Genomic DNA, 16,497 nt, shown 5'->3' with positions numbered 1-16,497 from the left:
CGGAGTGGAATCAGAATCGCTCGACGTGATAGTCGCCGGCCAGCGCGGCTGGGCTGCGCGTCGACATCATCCGCGAGAAGCCGTCGGCGAGCCGCCCGAGCGCGAGCTGCTTCTGGCTCGCATCCCAGTGCGTATAGGTGTCGTACGCGGCATCGTCGAACGACACGGTGACGGCGACCGGTCGGCCGCTGGCGCGAAAGCCGATCTGCAGCACGCCGCCCGGCAATTCCTCGATGTGATAGCGCAACGAGCGCGATTCGAAGTAGCGGCCCAGCACCTGAGCGATCGCGCGCTTGTCTGGCGATTGCACGTGAATGTCCATGAGGGTCCTCCTTTTTTCAGTGTTCGCGCGGACGGTTGTGATGCACCGCCTCCCGGCATCCGGATCGGTGGCGGGTGCGACGGCGGGTCGCCCTGCGGCAGCCCGTCCGGCACGGGCGGATCGACGGGATCGTCGTGCCCGGGCGGCGGCGGGTCCGGGTCGACATCGGGCGTCGTCGGCTCGGGGCGGTGCAGCATGGATGGCGTCTTCATGTCTCTCCTGCGCGACGGCGCGCGCATCTCGATGGCGCCGGCATCGCGCGCAAGCGGCGTGCCCGCTCCTGCGCGCCCGGTTGCCCGCTCCGGTCGGACGCTGTCGTGCGCTCAGTCGTCGTAGGCCGCCATCACCAGCCACATCGTGCGCCCCTCGGCGGTGAGCCGGGCCGCGAGCGCGAACCGGTCGGACGGCGTGCATTCCGCGACGAGCGCCCGCTGCGCGCGCTCGGGGCCGTCGTAGACGGTGTCGTTCAGTGCGCGGACCTCGTCCTTGCCGTCGAACATGCGTCGCTCGGGCCGATAGACCCGCGACTCGCGCTTCCATGTGTCGAAGCGCTCGCGCAGGTGGGCGAAATCGCCGCCGCATACGTTCGCGTCGTAACGTATCCTTTTCCTGGATGCATTCATCACGATGTCCTCTCGTCCACGCCGACGGCGCGCGTGACTGCGCAGCGTGCGGTTTCGCCAACGCGCAACCGTCGTGCCGACGGCCCGCGCAGGCATGGCGCTTGCGCCTCTATCGATGACCAAGGAGGTTCGACCATGACCGTTCACGCCCCCGGCCGCCACGACGCCGTGTCACCGGCTGCCGGACTGCTCTGGCTCGCCACGTCGCGTCCGCCGTCCAAAGACAAGACGGAGGAACGCATCGACGAGGGCCTCGAGGAGACGTTTCCGGCCAGCGACCCGCCCGCCGTGGGCGGCGCGACCCGTATCGATCCTGCCAAGCCATCCGGCAAGCACGAACGCCGCTCGCCGGACGTCCCTTCACCGCCCCGCGATCACGGCTGACGGCGGCAACCGGCCCGCGCTGCGCGGCGGCGCAGCGGCGTGCCGGAGCAATCTGGAGTTGATCTGATGAAACGCCTTGAACGCAGATGGCATGAAATCAGCGGCGCCGCCGGCGTTGCCGCGCTGGCGGCGATCGAAAGCGCGGTGGTGCTCGCGATCGTCGCGATGACGGGCATCGGCCACTGAGGTCCTGCCCTGCCCGCTCGAGCTGTCGCCGTGGAAGATGTACAAGCGGGCTGGCAAATTTCTCCGTCGCCTCGCCGGCCAGGGCTTGTTCACGCTAATAACGGGCTTGCGCTGGCCCCACGAATGATTTTTCCCAAACAGCGGAATGTGCGTTGCCGGCCGCATTGCGGCGTCGCGCGTCGCTTGTTTGGCTTGGCCAAACGGCGCTCCTTGCTTCTTGCACTGCAGCCGGCAAGGCACGTTCGCAAGCCCGTTATTAGCGTGAACAACCCCTAGGCCCGGCGTGTGCGGCCCGTGCGCGGCACGCCATCTGCTTCCCCGATAGTCTTGCTCACGAAGGAGACGTTCATGTATCGCGTCACCGAGATCATGTCGCGCGACGTGGTGTGCGTCGCGCCGACCGACACGATTCGCCACGCGGCCGAACTGATGCGGCGCTTCGATATCGGCGTGCTGCCCGTTTGCGACGGCGCCGAACTCGTCGCGATCGTGACCGACCGCGACCTCGCGGTGCGCGGACTGTCGCACGGCCATTCGTCCGATACGCCCGTGCAGGCGGTCGCGTCCCAACCCGTGCAGTGGTGCGTCGAGGACGACGGTGTCGGCGACGTCCAGCAGCGGATGGCCGACGTGCAGTTGCATCGGATGCCGGTGCTCGACCGCAACCGGCGGCTGGTCGGCATCGTGTCGCTCGGCGACATCGCGACGCGCGCCGGCGGCCCCGAGCGCGACGAGCTGGCCAATACGCTCGAGGACGTGTCATTGCCGCGCCGGCGCTGACCGGCGCCCGGGTGCCGCTTCGACCAGGAGGTGTTCGATGACAACGGACAGACCGTCGCGTGACGACACGCGCATCGTCGGCGGCAACCGCCGCACGGCCGGCGGCGGGCCGGGGCCCGACGTGATGGCCGCCCGCACGCTCGAAGGCGATCGCGTCCTGACGATGGACGGCGACGACATCGGCCAGGTCGCCGACATCATGCTCGATGTGCGCTCCGGCCGGATCGCGTATGCGGTCGTGTTGGCGGGCAACCCGCCCGGGAGCGGCGACAAGCTGCTCGCGGTGCCGTGGAACGTGCTCGTGCTCGACGTCGAGCGCCGCTGCTTCGTGTTGCCCGTCGCCACCGAGCGCGTGCGCGAAGCCCCCGGCTTCGACAGGAGCCGCTGGCCCGCTATGGCCGATCCGGCGTGGGCCGAGGCGCTGCATGCCTACTACGGCAGTTCGCCGTACTGGCTGATCGAGGAAGGCGAAACGGCGCTCGACTCACCGCCGTACGAGGCGTCGCCGGGCGGCCCCGAAGCGCCTGAAAGCCCTGACGGCGGCAAGCGGTAGCGCGGGTCGGCGCTCAGTGTGCGGCCGCCACCGTCTGCGCGAGTTGCCGGGCGGCGGCCAGGTGCGCCTTCAGCGTCGGCAACGCGTGGGCCGCGAACGCGCGAAGCTGCGAATCGCGGCCGTTCCGCGCCTCCGTTTCGTAGAGCCTGATCGCTTCTTCATGCGCACGCGGGCCCGCCAGCGCGACATAGGCGGTGTCGAACGCATGACCTTCCTTGGTTCGCAACGCGGTCACGGCCGGATCGACGAGCATCCGCGACTGGACCGGTACGCCCTTGGTCGCGCCAAGCTCCCGCAATTCGGCGGCGAGCCGTCCGTGATCGTCGACCATCCGGCGCGCGAACGCCTTCACGTTGGGGTTCGACGAGCGGTCGAGCGCGAGCTGGCTGGCCTGCCGCTCCACCTTGCCGATCATGCCGGCCTTGTCGATGAATTCGACGTCGATACCGGTCGGCCGTTGGGTCATGCCGGCCTCGTCGGGCGTCGTGCCGGGGCGGATGACGCCCGGCGCGACCTGGGCCGACGACGCGGGTAACGCCTGCGCATGGGCGAGTACGGCGATCGATGCGCCGACGGTCGCGGCCAGCACGATCGCCGCCGGCCGATGGATTCGATTCGTTTTCATCCGGACCTCCGTGTGGCGCGACGGGGCGGGCCGGCCGCGCGGGTTGCCGTTGCGTCCATCGCGCCGCGTCCCTTCGTCATGACGGGGCGAGCCGCCACGCCGGCTGCTACCGGCCGCGCCCTTTCCGATCGTGCGCGGCGTCCGGCGCGACATCGGCGATCACGCTCGCCAGCGTCGGCATGTCCACCGGCTTGCGCAGGTACGCGTCGAACCCGGCCGCCATCACGCGGTGCCGGTCGGCGTTGCCGGCGTGGGCCGTGACCGCGACGACGGGCAGATGCCCGCTGCTGCCCGGCAAATGACGGATGCGGTCGAGCAGCCAGAAGCCGTCACCGTCCGGCATCGCGAGATCCGACAGCACGACGTTCGGCGCCTGCCGTTCCACCGCGTCGAGCGCGTCGTGCCCCGACTGCGCGGTCGACACCTGCGCGCCCATCGTTTCGAGTGCCGCGGCAAGGCTCGCGCGCGATGTCGCGTCGTCGTCGACGACGAGCACGCGCTGGCCGTCGAGCGTCACCGGGTCCGGCGTGTCCGCCGCGTGCAGGAGGTTGTCGGCCGGATCGTCGATGTCCCAGCCAGCCGGCAGCGTGACCGTGACGGTCGTCCCGCGCCCGGGGCCGGCGCTCGTCGCCACGACATCGCCGCCGTGCAGTTGCGCGATGTGGCGCACGATCGACAGGCCGAGCCCGAGGCCGCGCTCCGGCGACGCGAATGCACGTTCGGGGCGGCTGAACGTCTCGAACAGGTGCGGCAGGTATTCCGGCGCAATGCCCTGCCCCGTATCGGCGACCGACAGCCGCACGCGCTCGCCTGCCCGGGCCAGCGACACGACGATGCGCCCGCCCGGCGGCGTGAACTTGATCGCATTCGACAGCAGGTTCGACAGGAGCTGGCGCACGCGCTCGCGGTCCGCCGGAATCACGCAGGTTGGCATCGCGTAGTGGGTCGACAGCTCGAGCCCGCTCGCCTGGGCCGTCGCGTCGAGTTCACGCGTGGCATCGCGCACGATCCGCACGAGATCGACCGGCACGCGCTCGAGGCGCAACCGGCCGGTCGCGAGCGAAGACGCATCGAGCAGGTCGGCCACCATGTGCGACAGCGACCGCGCGCTGCGATCGATCGCGTCGACGGCCTGTTGCGCGAGCCCCTGGCCGTCGACGTTGCGCAGCACCTCGACCCAGCCGTAGATCACGTTCAGCGGCGTGCGCAGTTCGTGCGACACCGTGGCCAGCAGTTCGTCCTTCAGCCGGTTCGACGTGTCCGCCTGGGCGCGTGCGTCGCGCGCGCCGCGCAGCGAGCGCAGGTTGCGCCGCTCGCCGCGGCGCCGTTCGTGCGCATCGCGCAGCGTCATCGACAGGCCCGTGCAGTTGCCCTGCGCATCGACCATCGGCGACGCGGCGAAGGTCGCCCGAAAACGGCCGCCGTCGCGTCGCACGCACAGCACGTCGAGCGGACCGACCGGCGCGTGGAGGTTCGCGAACGACGCGGGCAACGGATGGCGCCGCAACCAGCGCGGCGCGATCATCGCGGCGACGTCGCGTCCGGCGGCCTGCGCCGCGTCGATGCCGAAGATCCGGCGCGCGGCCGGATTCCAGCTCGTGATCCGGCGTGCGGCATCGACCCCGACGATCGCGTCGGGCGAAGCGTCGACCACACGGCGCAGCAGGCGGTCGTCGGGTACCGGCACGCGTGCGGCCGGCGCCGGCTCGCGATGCGGCTCGCGGGCATCGGCGTCGCCGTCGTCATCGGGTTCGCGCAGGCGATCGTTCGCGAGCAGCGGCTTCACGGCCATCACGAGCACGCACTCGACGAAGCTGATCGCGACGAATGCGCCGGCTTGCGTGAGCAGCTCTGCCAGCGGCGCATCACGCCACCACAGCATGCCGATCACGGCCACGCTCAACGCGGCCGCAACCAGCCCACCGCCGAACGACGTCAGCCATGCGGCAGCCGCAACGCCTGCGTAAAAGGGCAGCGGCGCAAATGGCGCGTGCTCGCCGACGACGCGAACCGCCCACGCCTGCAGCGCGGACGCCAGCCCGACGGCCAGCACGATCCATGCACCCTGCCGTAACAGCTCACGTGTCAGGGTCCTCATTGCATCCTTGCCTCGCGCCGGCTCCGGTCGCACGGCGTCATGCCGCGGGTCGACCGTCCGGCCTGCCGTCGAGCGTGCCGGGCGAGCCTGACGGGATCCGCAAGCGGCATGCCTGACGCGGATCGCGGATGGCTGCCTGCCTGACTCCCTGGCTGTCGGGTGTGCCGTAACCGGTTGAGCACCGGCCGGCGTCGCGCGCCGCATCAACGCACGTTGGTCATGACCAGCTTTTTCATCGAAATTCTGTAAAAAAGCACCGATACGACCCTGGATGGCACAGCAGTGCCGCGATGCGCGTCAGGACTCGATGGCCTGCTTCTTCTGTCCCCGCCGCGCACATTGGAAATTTCTATTTTGCGGCACCTTCGTGGCCGTTTCGCTGTCGATGAAAATATTGCAATCAACGGAGCGTGTGGTGCCGATTTTCAAAACGGCCCCACCCATGCCGATCCATGCCAATGGGAGAAACCGCAAACCGGTCGAAGCAACGTGCGGACGGCCGCCGGTTGTCCGGCCGGTCCACCGCGATGCGCACGCTGCTCGGCCGCATCGAGAAGATCGCCCCGACCCGCGCCAGCGTGATGATTGCCGGCGAAAGCGGGGTCGGCAAGGATATCGTCGCGCGCCGGCTGCACGATCTCAGTGCCCGGCGCGACGGCCCGTTCGTCCCCGTGAACTGCGGCGCGATTCCGCCCGATATCGCGGAATCGCAATTGTTCGGGCACGAGAAAGGCAGTTTCACGGGCGCAATCGCGCAGCGCGAAGGTTTCTTCGAAGCCGCGCGCGGCGGCACGCTGCTGCTCGACGAGATCGCGGAAATGCCCGCGTCATTGCAGGTGAAGTTGCTGCGGGCGATCGAATCGAACGTGATCGTCCGGGTGGGCGGCACCGAGCCGATTCCGCTCGACGTGCGCATCGTGTCGGCCACGCGCCATAACCCGGCCGAAGCCGTGCGCGACGGCCGGCTGCGCGAGGACCTGTTCTATCGTCTCGCCGCGTTTGCGCTGTACGTGCCGCCGCTGCGCCAGCGCGACAGCGACATCGAGACGATCGCACTGGAATTCGTCGACGCGCTCAACGCGCGGCACCATGCGCACAAGCGGCTGACCGACGCGGCGATCGCCGCGCTGCGCGCGTATTCGTGGCCCGGCAACGTCCGCGAGTTGCACAACACGATCGAGCGCGCGTACATCCTGGCGGACGAAGGCATCGACGTCACGCTGCCGAAGCCGGCGATGCCGCCCGAGCGCCTGTCGGAGAACACGATGGCGCTGCCGCTCGGCGCGACCTTGCACCATGCGCAGCAGCGCTTCATCGCGGCGACGTTGCGCCACTTCGACGGCAACAAGCCGCGCGCCGCGAAAGCGCTCGGGATCAGCCTGAAAACGCTCTACAACCGGCTCGCGCTGATGCGCGACAACGGCCACTCCTGAGCGGCGCGGCCGTCTTTCCCACGCGCTGCGTCAAGCGACCTTGAACCGCCCGACCGTGGTCGCCAGCGCGTTCGCCTGCGACTGCAGCGCGGTCGCGGCGGCGGTCGACTGTTCGACGAGCGCCGCGTTCTGCTGCACCATTTCGTCGAGCTGCGTGACCGCGCGATTCACTTCCTGGATGCCGCGCGTCTGCTCGTTCGCCGCGTGCGTGATCTCGGAGATGATCGTCGTCACGTTCGACACGTTGGACACGATCTCGCGCATCGTGTCGCCCGCCTGACGCACCTGCCCGGATCCGGCCGACACGCTCGCGACCGTCGATTCGACCAGCACCTTCACTTCGCGCGCGGCCTGCGCGCTGCGTTGCGCGAGGCTGCGCACTTCCTGCGCGACGACCGCGAAGCCGCGGCCCTGCTCGCCCGCGCGTGCCGCTTCGACGGCCGCGTTCAGCGCGAGGATGTTGGTCTGGAACGCGATCCCGTCGATCACGCCGATGATGTCGCCGATGCGGCCCGAGGCTTCCTCGATCTTCTCCATCGTCGCGACGACGTCGGACACGACCACGCCGCCGTGCGACGCGATCCGCGACGCGGCCGCCGCGCGTTCGTCGGCCTGGCCGGCGGCGGCGGCCGATTGGCCCACCGTCGCGGTGATTTCTTCCATCGACGCGGCCGTTTCCTCGAGGCTCGCCGCCGCCGATTCGGTGCGCGACGACAGGTCCTGGTTGCCCGCCGCGATCTCGTTCGCGGCCGTGCGCACCGATTCGCTCGCATCGCGGATCTGGCGCATCACGTCGTTCAGCTTGTCGACGAAGCTGTTGAACGAGCGGGCGATGTCGGCCACTTCGTCACGACCGTCAGCCGGCAGGCGCTGCGTCAGGTCGCCGGCGCCCGAGCCGATCGCGGCCATGGCCTGGCGCACTTGCGACAGGCGACGGAACGCGGTCGCGGTGATCGCGCCGATGATCAGCGACGCCACGCCGACGATCACGAGCAGCGTGATCAGCGACGCGGTCAGCAGCGAGCGCATCCCGGCCGTCGCTTCGTTCTTGTCGAGCAGCACCAGCGCGTACCAGTCCGTGCCCGGCACGGGGCGAGCGCGCACCAGCTTCGCGTCGCCGCCGACCGTCACTTCGACGGGCGCGGCCGCGGCCGCGATCGTCGCGCCGTTCGTCGCGCCGAGTTCGGGCGACACGTCGGCGACCGGCTTCAGCGTGAGCTTCGGGTCCGGGTGGGCAACCACGTGGCCGTTGCTGTCGATCAACATCCCGAAGCTCGCCGGCGTCGGACGGATCGACTTCACGTTCGCGATCACGGTGTCCATCGAGACGTCCGCTGCGACGACGCCCTTCACCGCGCCGTCACGCAGGATCGGCACCGCGAACGTGACGACGAGGTTGCCGGTGCCGGCGTCGACGTACGGCGGCGTGACGACCGGCTTGCCGGCCTGCGCGGCCTGCTTGTACCACGGGCGACCGGTCGGATCGTAGTCGGGCGGAATGCCGGTCGGGTCGGAGAAGTGGAACGCCTTGTCGGCGTAGCCCGCGTAGACGTTCGTGAAACCGCCGGCCGTGGCCATCTGCTTGAACACCGGCAACGGATCGGGTGTCAGCGCGGCATCCTGCAGCGACGCGATCATCCGGCTCCGGGTGGCGACCCAGTCGGCGATCCCGACCACGTGGCCGCTGGCGACGGAGGTCAGGTTGCGGTCGATCGCGTCGTCGTTGTACGAGCGCGCGATGAAATAGTTGATGAGCGTGGTGGCGACGAGCGCGAATACGACGATGGCGACGCACGCGGCAAGGATGCGGGCGCGGATGGACGAGAGCATGGCAACGACTCGGTAAGGGAGCGCGAACGCCCGGTGGACGAATTCACCGGGTAAACGGCAATCGCGCCACTTACTTGAGGCCGCTGTGACAATTCAGTGAAACGTATGACAAAACGCAAGACCGGTTGTCAGCGAATCGTCAGGATGACCGTGCTGCGCGGCGCCGTGCGCCCACCGCCCGCGGACGCGACGACGGCACCGTCGATCCCGGGCACGGCGATCAAGAAGCGCGTTGGAACGGGCCGGTTTGCTGCCGACCGACTCATGAATGTCGATCAGGATCCGGCCCTGGCCCTGCCCCCCGGCCACGGATCGTGTCACGTCCGCGGCATCCGCCGCGGCGCTCGCCCGTCACAAGCGATGGCTCGGACGCGGATCGGCGTCCGCGGGCGCATCGGCACGCGTGTCGTCGTGGAGATCGTCCTGCCGGCGCATCCGTTCGCGCAGGTGCCGGATCGCGAATACGTGGATGTAGTCGTGCACCCGCGCGTCGGACGACAGCGCGCGCACTTCGTCGTCGAGCATCGCACGCAACTGATCCGAGCCGATTGCACGCTGTTTGGCGGCTTCCTTGAGTGAATCGAGCAAACTGTCCTTGGACATCGACGGACTCCTGACGGTCGAGGAACGAAAAGAAGAAGGTACCGGAAGCTTAAAGACTGAACGGCGGCGCGGCGTGCGATGCGCCGGCGCATGTTTGTGCGCGATCAACGGCACGTTGCGTGCCGCCGTGCCGATCCGTCCCCGAACCGGCCGCGCAAGATTCGCGGCGCAAACTGCCCGCGAACGAGACTGGAAGCCCTGCCACGCCACCCCGGGGCGCGGCACCGGCTGACACAGGCCGACGATGGAACGCCGCCCGACGCCGATGCACTGGCCAAGTTAGACCGGCCGAAATCATGCGTCAAGCGATCCCCTCCGCGCGCCTCCCATTCGTCCGAACGAACGCGCCGGCGTGTCAGCGGATTCCTATAGGCGCCGCGCATTACCTGACAGCGACTTCAGCGCGCGCTGCTTGGCAGCGCACGGGCGCGACACGATACTGGTGACATGGACGAAACGTTCATACGGGTCATCGCTCAGCCGGCCGTCGAGCCGGCATGCGGGGCCTGGCGCAGGAGACCAACCATGGCACATCGCAACTTACCGGGCCGGGACGGCCAGCGGCGCGCGTCGGGCAAAGCGCGCGCCCTGCCCGCCCAGGCCGCGTCGGCGGGCAACCTTCCGTCCGACAATATCGACACCTTGCTTGCGCTGGCACGCGAGGCCGGATTGCTCGTCACGCTCGACGGGCAGATCGGCCGCGAAAAGTACCAGAGCGTCGCGGGCTCGGTGCTCGCGTTGCAACGGTTCGCCGCGGCACTCTGCGCGCGGGCCGCACCCGACGCGCCGGCCGATGCCGAGCCACGTCGCAAGGCGCGCCCCGGCTGGCCGCACGCGAACCGCCTGCGCAACCGCACGTGCAGCGCGTGCGCGCCGCTGCATGTCGGGCATCAGCGTCCGCGGGTGCGCCGCGCTCCCGGCCGACGGCACGACTTGCGGTCGATGCTTCGCTTCACCTGAGCATGCAGGCATGCCGTTGCACGGCACGGGGGCCGTGCAACGGCTGAACATCTCACGACGTCGCAGCGCCTGACGCACGCCGCGCCTGTACTACAGCGAGCGGCACACCTGCCGCGATCCTCACCGATCCGCATCGGCGCCACCGCGCGCCATCACGCGTCATCACGCGTCATGACGCGCCGTTCGACACGGCCGCCATCACGACGATTCCTGCGGGGAAGGCAATTCAGACGGGGCCAATTACAACACGAACGCGGAAAGCGGACGGGGTGACTTCCACCCCGTCCGTCCCCCAAGGCAACCGTGGCTGCCTACCCTCGTGCCAGAGAGTTCTCGGTCGGATGACGCGCCGTGCATCGCACGTCGCGGCTCCGGAAATTGATGTCACGGCTGTGAATGCACCGTCGATCGCGGCCATCAACACGCGTGTTGCAGCGTGGCTGCGCGGTACATGCACGACAGACCGGCCGTGTTGCCGGTTGTTCCGACAATGTCTCACGCGCGAGGCGCGCCGTTTCTGATGCAGGTCAAGCCAAGCCTGCTTCGATCGCGACACCGCGCGCTTTATTCGGTACCGCGCACGAGCAGCACCGGCACCTGGGCGAGATGCGCAATGCGGCGCGCGACGCTGCCGATCAGCCAGGCGGCGATGCCGCGCCTGCCATGCGTGCCGACCACCAGCAGTTCGGCACGCCAGTGCACGGCGTCGCGCATCAGCGCATGGGCCACGTCGTCGCTGGTCGGGCGGGTTTCGACGACACTGCGCTTGCTCGGATTCCCGGTTGCATGGAACAGCGGGCCGATCTTCGCGAGCGCATCCTCGCCCTCCGCGCGATAGGCATCCTCGAGCGCGCGCACCGGCACGATATCCGTCAGACGAACCGCGCGATCGATCACGTAGGCCGCGTACAGCAACGTCGTCGGCGTCGCGAAGCCGAGCCCGACGCGCACCGCGTGCAGCGACGGCTCGCTGCCGTCGACCGCGAACATCAGCCGCTGCAGGCCGCCGTCCGACGGCCGCACGTAGCCTGCCGGCACGATCAGCAGCGCGCAGCGCACGCGGGTCGTCAACGTGTCCGACATCGCGCCTTCGACGAGCCGCAGCAGCCCGTGATGCGGATTCGCGCCGACCATCAGCACGTCCGCGCGCCATGCCGACGTATCGCTCACCAAGGCATCGGCCACCGAGCCGCCCGTCACCGACGTATCGATGATGGCCTGCTCGACCTCGATCCCGCTGCCGGCGAACATTGCCGCGATCCGTTCGTTGATGGCTTGCGCCTCGCGCATCATGTCCTCGCGCGCGGACGTCAGCAGTGCGTCGATGCGCGGGATGTCGGGCAACACGAGGCGCGGGTTGTCGATGGCGCAGACGATGCGCAATCGCATGCCGGGGCGCAGCAGCGTGCGCGCATAGCGCGCGGCGGACAGCGATTCGGGCGTCGGATCGACGGCCAGCGCGATCCGCGCAAGCGTCGGGATGGACTGGGCAGGCTGCATGGCGAAGGCCTCCGTGCGTGCGCGTCGTCGCGGAACGACGACGGGAGCTTCGCGCGGAAGCGGCGCACGGCGGCCGGGCCACCGCCGCGGTCGCGGCGGTCACGGGGATCGGCGGGTTGCCACGCGAAACGCGGACAATCGATTCGTTCAGCATAGGTCGTCCGGCCCGCGCGTGCATGATCGCGATCAAGGGTCGCGCGGGCCCCTGCCCGTGCTGCTTACGACTTGGTCGGCACCGATGCCGCCGGACGGTTCGCGTAGAACAGCGCATACGTGATGCCGAGCAGCACGATCCAGACCGGCCCGATCACGAGCGCGACGCGCGTGTCGGGCGTGAACGCCATGAGCACGACGACCAGCACGAGAAAGCCGAGCGCGACGAACGAACCGAGCGGATAGAACGGCACGCGGATCGGCAGGCGCGCGATCTTGTCGGCCGACAGCGTGCGGCGAAAGCGCATCTGCGCGATCAGGATCACGCACCACGTCCAGATCGCGCCGAACGTCGACACCGACGTGAGCCACGTGAACACGTGCTGCGGCGCGAGATAGTTGAGCAGCACGCCGATCAGCAGCAGCGCGACCGACACGATCACGCCGTACACCGGCACGCCATGGCGATTGACCTGGCCGAGCTTGCTCGGCGCCTGGCCCTGCTGCGCGAGGTTGTAGAGCATCCGCGCGGTGCTGAACAGGCCGCTGTTGCACGACGACAGCGCCGCGGTCAGCACGACGAAGTTGATGATGCCGGCCGCCGCCGGGATGCCGAGCCGCGAGAACGTCATCACGAACGGGCTGCCCTGGGTGCCGATCTGATCCCACGGATACAGCGACATGATCACGAACAGCGCACCGATGTAGAAAATCAGCACGCGCCAGAACACCGAGTTCACGGCCTTCGTCAGCGACTTCTCCGGGTTGCGCGCCTCGCCGGCGGTGAGGCCGAGCATCTCGACGCCGAGATACGCGAACATCACGATCGGCAACGCGGCGACCACGCCGTTGAGGCCGTTCGGCATGAAACCGCCGTGCGCCCACAGGTTCGACAGGCCGATCGCGACGCCACCGTTGCCGATGCCGAACGCGATCATCAACCCGCCGCCGATGATCATCAGCACGATCGTGACGATCTTGATCAGCGCGAACCAGAACTCGAATTCCCCGTACAGCTTGACCGCGATGAAGTTCACCGAGCCCATCGCCATGAGCGCCGCGAGCGCCCAGATCCAGTTCGGCACGCCGGGGAACCACATGTGCATGTAGACGCCGACCGCCGTGATTTCCGCCATGCAGGTGACGATCCACACGAACCAGTAGGTCCAGCCGGTCAGGTAGCCGGCGAGCGGCCCGAGGTAGTCGCGTGCGTAGCGGCTGAACGCGCCGGCGACGGGATTGGCGATCGCCATCTCGCCGAGCGCGCGCATGATCAGAAAAATCGCGATGCCGCCCAGCAGGTAGGTCAGCAGGATGGCCGGGCCGGCGACGCGGATCGCGCTGGCCGAGCCGAGGAACAGGCCGACGCCGATCGTCGCGCCGAGCGCCATCAGGTTGATGTGCCGCTCTTCCAGCCCGCGATGCAACTGGTCTTCTGGTTGTTTCAAGTCCGTCTCCTGGCAGCCGTGAACGAGCCGCCGTCATTGTCGATGTCAATGCGCGCCCGTTCATGCCGATCCCGGCATGCCGAAAACGAAATAATCTCCGCTGGCGTTTTCTAAATTAGAAACGACACGGATATTGCGTCAATCCGATGGGAATCGCCGCGGATTATCCGTATGTTCCGGAACAATCCGGAAAACGGATCGGGCCTTTCACGGAATACGCCCGCGCGGCCCGTTCGACGCGGCTGTGCGCGAAACGGGCGGCGACGGGATCAATCGCTTTCGGCGCGAACGAACACGCGTCGAAGGTGCGCGATCAGGCGCACGCAATATGCAGGCGGGATTATAGGGAGGATAAGCCGATTCACGCCAGCCGATTTTCGTAAAAATCGCGGGGCGTGAAACCGGTAGTGGAATTCGAATGCGCGCGACTCCCGCGCTCGGATTTATTTCGACAGCGTCGCGCGCACCGTATATTCGCCTTCGATCGCACCGTGATCCGGCCGCACGAAATACCGCGACGCATCGAGATCGGCCGGCATCGGCTCGACCGGATAGCCGTGCTTTTCCCACGCATCGAGGCCGCCCTTCAGTGCGCGGATGTTGTGGATCATCTTCTTGCGCTGCATCTTCGCGATCAGGCGCTTCGCGGTGGCCTCGTTCGGGCATACGCAATACACGACGATCGGCCGCTTCAGCATTTCCGGATCGAGCAGGTCCGGCGAATCGAGATCGACCGGCACCGCGCCGGCGATCCGGTACGGTTCGCGCTCGCGGATCGCTTTCGGCCGCGCGTCGAAGATCAGCGGCGGCTCGTCCGACGTCATCATTTCGACGAGCTGCGGCGGCGAGATGCGCACCTGCGCGAGATAGCGGCGGAACTGCACGCGACGCACCCAGCGGTACAGCAGGAACGTGATGAAGATCGCGAGGAATGCATCGAGGATCGTGCCGCCGCTCGCGCGCACCCACAGCACGAACTGGACGATCTGGTCGTGAATGGCCGCGCCGCCGACCAGCCAGAACGCGGCCCACAGCGATGCGCCGGCCAGGTCCCAGAACAGGAACACGCCGACGCCGATCGCGGTCGTGCCGAGCAGCGGCGCGGACACCAGGCCGAGGCCCGGCAGGAATTTGGACAGCACCAGCAGCGGCGCGCCGTATCTTTCGAATACGTTACGTGCGAAACGCAGCGTCGTGTCGAGCGACAGCGAGAAGCGCACGAGGCCGTTCAGCAGGCGCCGGCCGCGGGTGCGGCCCATGAAGAACCACAGCGAATCGGCCAGCATCGTCGCGCCGATCGCCGCCGCGAACATGCTGACCCAGGACGCCTGCCCCATTGCCGCCATCGTGCCGCCGAGAATCAGCATCGGCACGGCCGGCACCGGCACGCCGAGCTGCGTGATCAACACGCTCGCGAACACGGCCCACGGGCCGAGCGACGATGGAATAGCGATGGGAAAGTGCCACACGGCGGCGCTCCTGGAAGGCATGCAGCCGTGCGACGAGGGCCGTCGGCACCGCTGGGCAACGGCCGCCGCGGCACGCCCGCGGCCGACCCGATGCATCACGGCATTCTAAACGGGTTTGGCCGCGACCGCGCGGAACACGCACCATCGGCACGGGCTTCGCGCCCTTCCGTGACAGTCACATGTCGGTGCGCTGGGCAAGCTGCCCGACGTGTTCCGCGTAGTCGGGAAACGCGGCGGCCAGCGCGGCCGCGTCGGCCAGTTCGAATTCCGCGAACTCGAAGCCCGGCGCCACCGTGCAGCCGACGAGCGCGACATGCTCCGGCAACGCGCAGCGCGCGCCGAACCAGCTCCCGGCCCGCACGACCGCCTGGAACACGGTGCCCGGATGCGTGAGCGGGTTGCCGAGGCGGTGGATCGTCAGCCCGTCGCGCTCGTCGAGCACCCACACTTCGATCGGGTCGCCCGCGTAGAAATGCCAGACTTCGTCGGAGCGGATCCGGTGCCACGACGAATACGCGCCGTCGCACAACAGGTAGTAGATCGCGGTCGACGCGGCGCGTGGCGCGCCGTCGGCCGGACGCACGACCGAATCGGCCGCACGGTAGGTTTCGCGGAAATAGCCGCCTTCGGGATGCGGCTGCAGGTCGAACTGGCGAATCAGGTCGGTAGCGGAGATCGGCATGGCGGATGACGTCGGTGAAGTAAGGAACCGGGCCCCCGGCGCACGGCCTCGCTTCGCTCATCGCGAACGCGGTCGCATAGCGCCGGATGCTGCTGCGTCGATCGCCGCGGCCATGCGCGCGGCGAACAAGCGGACACCGGTCGATGCTGCCAGAACTGCGTGTCGGGATGCAACCGCCGGCACGCGATTGCGCGCGTGGGGGACATCGGGCGTGCCGCCCTCGCGCGCCCGATGAGCAGCGACAGCCGCGCTCACACGCCGTGCGCCGGGCGTTTCCGTTTCATCACGCCGTCATCCGACGAATGCGCGAGACGGCCGCCCCCCGCGACCGCCCGTGCGTCGACGTCGGTGCATCGCCGCGTGTGTCACGCAGCCGCCGACGTGCCGGGCTCGCTGTGCCGCACCAGCAGCACGGGCCGGTCGGCCGCGCGCAGCAGCGATTCGGCGACGCTGCCGAGCAGCAGCCGGCGCAGGCCATGCCGCCCGCTCGTGCCCATCACGATCAGGTCGGCATCGGCTTCGGCCGCCGTGCGCATCAGCACGGTGGCGACATCCTCGCCGTACGCGTCGAGCGCGCGCACGGTGCCCGATACATGCTGCTGCGCGAGCACCGCCTTCGCATCGTCGAGCACCGGCGTCACGGCATCGGTCGCGGCCGCATCGCCGTCGCGCGCGGCAGCGAAGCCCGCATCGACGTCGACGAGCTGCGGCCGGTGCTCGACGACATACGCGCAGGTCACTTCGCCGCCGGACGCCGCCGCGATCCGGATCGCCTCGTTCAGCGCGAGACGCGCGCTCGGGCTGCCGTCGAGCCCGACGAAAATCCGCTTGTACATGGTCCGTCCCTC

Annotated in this window: 15 protein-coding genes and 1 pseudogene; 5 read left to right on the top strand and 11 right to left on the bottom strand. The window is 68.7% G+C overall.

Annotation, left to right across the window (positions count from 1 at the left end; all coding sequences use genetic code 11):
• Window positions 1-10: 10 nt before the first annotated feature.
• Both CFB39_RS24995 and CFB39_RS24990 read right to left on the bottom strand, forming a co-directional pair.
• On the bottom strand, window positions 11-322 hold the full coding sequence (locus CFB39_RS24995) for a hypothetical protein (protein WP_041492268.1): 312 nt from the start codon (window positions 320-322) through the stop codon (window positions 11-13).
• Between the two features lie 323 nt (window positions 323-645).
• Window positions 646-945: a hypothetical protein gene (locus tag CFB39_RS24990; RefSeq protein ID WP_089474843.1), complete on the bottom strand. Its 300-nt coding sequence runs from the start codon at window positions 943-945 to the stop codon at window positions 646-648.
• Window positions 946-1,080: 135 nt separating this feature from the next.
• Between CFB39_RS24990 and CFB39_RS24985 the strand changes: the two genes are divergently transcribed.
• From CFB39_RS24985 to CFB39_RS24975, 3 genes are all read left to right on the top strand, one after another.
• The gene (locus CFB39_RS24985; RefSeq protein WP_089427509.1) at window positions 1,081-1,329 is read left to right on the top strand and encodes a hypothetical protein; all 249 of its coding nucleotides are present in this window, start codon (window positions 1,081-1,083) and stop codon (window positions 1,327-1,329) included.
• A gap of 534 nt (window positions 1,330-1,863) precedes the next feature.
• Window positions 1,864-2,295: a CBS domain-containing protein gene (locus CFB39_RS24980; RefSeq protein WP_089442497.1), complete on the top strand. Its 432-nt coding sequence runs from the start codon at window positions 1,864-1,866 to the stop codon at window positions 2,293-2,295.
• 37 nt (window positions 2,296-2,332) lie between these two features.
• Window positions 2,333-2,848: a PRC-barrel domain-containing protein gene (locus tag CFB39_RS24975; protein ID WP_089474842.1), complete on the top strand. Its 516-nt coding sequence runs from the start codon at window positions 2,333-2,335 to the stop codon at window positions 2,846-2,848.
• Window positions 2,849-2,861: 13 nt separating this feature from the next.
• Here CFB39_RS24975 and CFB39_RS24970 read toward each other — a convergent pair whose 3' ends face one another.
• Complete coding sequence (locus tag CFB39_RS24970; RefSeq protein ID WP_089474841.1) at window positions 2,862-3,473, bottom strand: DUF4142 domain-containing protein; 612 nt, start codon at window positions 3,471-3,473, stop codon at window positions 2,862-2,864.
• Window positions 3,474-3,579: 106 nt separating this feature from the next.
• Window positions 3,580-5,571 carry an ATP-binding protein gene (locus CFB39_RS24965; RefSeq protein ID WP_089474840.1) on the bottom strand — a complete coding sequence of 664 codons (1,992 nt, stop codon included), beginning with the start codon at window positions 5,569-5,571 and terminating at the stop codon, window positions 3,580-3,582.
• Window positions 5,572-5,956: 385 nt separating this feature from the next.
• Here CFB39_RS24965 and CFB39_RS24960 point away from each other — a divergent pair.
• Window positions 5,957-7,004 (top strand): annotated as a pseudogene (locus tag CFB39_RS24960) (sigma-54 interaction domain-containing protein).
• A 30-nt stretch (window positions 7,005-7,034) separates the two neighbouring features.
• Here the strand turns inward: CFB39_RS24960 and CFB39_RS24955 are convergent.
• Both CFB39_RS24955 and CFB39_RS24950 read right to left on the bottom strand, forming a co-directional pair.
• Window positions 7,035-8,834 (bottom strand): methyl-accepting chemotaxis protein, encoded by a 1,800-nt coding sequence (locus CFB39_RS24955; protein ID WP_089474838.1) that lies wholly within the window; start codon window positions 8,832-8,834, stop codon window positions 7,035-7,037.
• Between the two features lie 351 nt (window positions 8,835-9,185).
• Complete coding sequence (locus CFB39_RS24950) at window positions 9,186-9,437, bottom strand: DUF3562 domain-containing protein (RefSeq protein WP_089427514.1); 252 nt, start codon at window positions 9,435-9,437, stop codon at window positions 9,186-9,188.
• Between the two features lie 525 nt (window positions 9,438-9,962).
• Between CFB39_RS24950 and CFB39_RS24945 the strand changes: the two genes are divergently transcribed.
• Window positions 9,963-10,397, top strand: coding sequence for a hypothetical protein (locus CFB39_RS24945; RefSeq protein WP_089474837.1), 435 nt, complete (start codon window positions 9,963-9,965; stop codon window positions 10,395-10,397).
• A 564-nt stretch (window positions 10,398-10,961) separates the two neighbouring features.
• On the opposite strand, the gene CFB39_RS24940 is transcribed toward CFB39_RS24945, so the two are convergent.
• The 5 genes from CFB39_RS24940 to CFB39_RS24915 form a co-directional block, all read right to left on the bottom strand.
• Entirely contained in the window at window positions 10,962-11,897 is a 936-nt protein-coding gene (locus CFB39_RS24940) for a universal stress protein (RefSeq protein WP_089474836.1), read from the bottom strand.
• A gap of 218 nt (window positions 11,898-12,115) precedes the next feature.
• A complete protein-coding gene (locus CFB39_RS24935; RefSeq protein ID WP_089474835.1) occupies window positions 12,116-13,498 on the bottom strand; it encodes an amino acid permease in 1,383 nt (460 codons plus the stop codon).
• Between the two features lie 443 nt (window positions 13,499-13,941).
• Window positions 13,942-14,967 (bottom strand): DedA family protein/thiosulfate sulfurtransferase GlpE, encoded by a 1,026-nt coding sequence (locus tag CFB39_RS24925; RefSeq protein ID WP_041493311.1) that lies wholly within the window; start codon window positions 14,965-14,967, stop codon window positions 13,942-13,944.
• Between the two features lie 175 nt (window positions 14,968-15,142).
• Entirely contained in the window at window positions 15,143-15,649 is a 507-nt protein-coding gene (locus CFB39_RS24920; RefSeq protein WP_089474834.1) for a cupin domain-containing protein, read from the bottom strand.
• A gap of 365 nt (window positions 15,650-16,014) precedes the next feature.
• Complete coding sequence (locus tag CFB39_RS24915) at window positions 16,015-16,485, bottom strand: universal stress protein (RefSeq protein WP_089427519.1); 471 nt, start codon at window positions 16,483-16,485, stop codon at window positions 16,015-16,017.
• Between the last annotated feature and the right edge of the window lie 12 nt (window positions 16,486-16,497).

It is taken from the genome of Burkholderia sp. AU6039 (genome assembly GCF_002223365.1).
GTDB lineage: Bacteria > Pseudomonadota > Gammaproteobacteria > Burkholderiales > Burkholderiaceae > Burkholderia.
Note: the sequence above shows the minus strand (reverse complement) of the source record. Positions and strands in the feature narration are given on the sequence as shown.

Coding starts and splice junctions, on each gene's coding strand:
- CFB39_RS24995 (WP_041492268.1), bottom strand. CDS start 322: ATGGACATTCACGTGCAATCGCCAGACAAGCGCGCGATCGCTCAGGTG.
- CFB39_RS24915 (WP_089427519.1), bottom strand. CDS start 16,485: ATGTACAAGCGGATTTTCGTCGGGCTCGACGGCAGCCCGAGCGCGCGT.
- CFB39_RS24980 (WP_089442497.1), top strand. CDS start 1,864: ATGTATCGCGTCACCGAGATCATGTCGCGCGACGTGGTGTGCGTCGCG.
- CFB39_RS24940 (WP_089474836.1), bottom strand. CDS start 11,897: ATGCAGCCTGCCCAGTCCATCCCGACGCTTGCGCGGATCGCGCTGGCC.
- CFB39_RS24985 (WP_089427509.1), top strand. CDS start 1,081: ATGACCGTTCACGCCCCCGGCCGCCACGACGCCGTGTCACCGGCTGCC.
- CFB39_RS24990 (WP_089474843.1), bottom strand. CDS start 945: ATGAATGCATCCAGGAAAAGGATACGTTACGACGCGAACGTATGCGGC.
- CFB39_RS24955 (WP_089474838.1), bottom strand. CDS start 8,834: ATGCTCTCGTCCATCCGCGCCCGCATCCTTGCCGCGTGCGTCGCCATC.
- CFB39_RS24975 (WP_089474842.1), top strand. CDS start 2,333: ATGACAACGGACAGACCGTCGCGTGACGACACGCGCATCGTCGGCGGC.
- CFB39_RS24965 (WP_089474840.1), bottom strand. CDS start 5,571: ATGAGGACCCTGACACGTGAGCTGTTACGGCAGGGTGCATGGATCGTG.
- CFB39_RS24950 (WP_089427514.1), bottom strand. CDS start 9,437: ATGTCCAAGGACAGTTTGCTCGATTCACTCAAGGAAGCCGCCAAACAG.
- CFB39_RS24970 (WP_089474841.1), bottom strand. CDS start 3,473: ATGAAAACGAATCGAATCCATCGGCCGGCGGCGATCGTGCTGGCCGCG.
- CFB39_RS24945 (WP_089474837.1), top strand. CDS start 9,963: ATGGCACATCGCAACTTACCGGGCCGGGACGGCCAGCGGCGCGCGTCG.
- CFB39_RS24920 (WP_089474834.1), bottom strand. CDS start 15,649: ATGCCGATCTCCGCTACCGACCTGATTCGCCAGTTCGACCTGCAGCCG.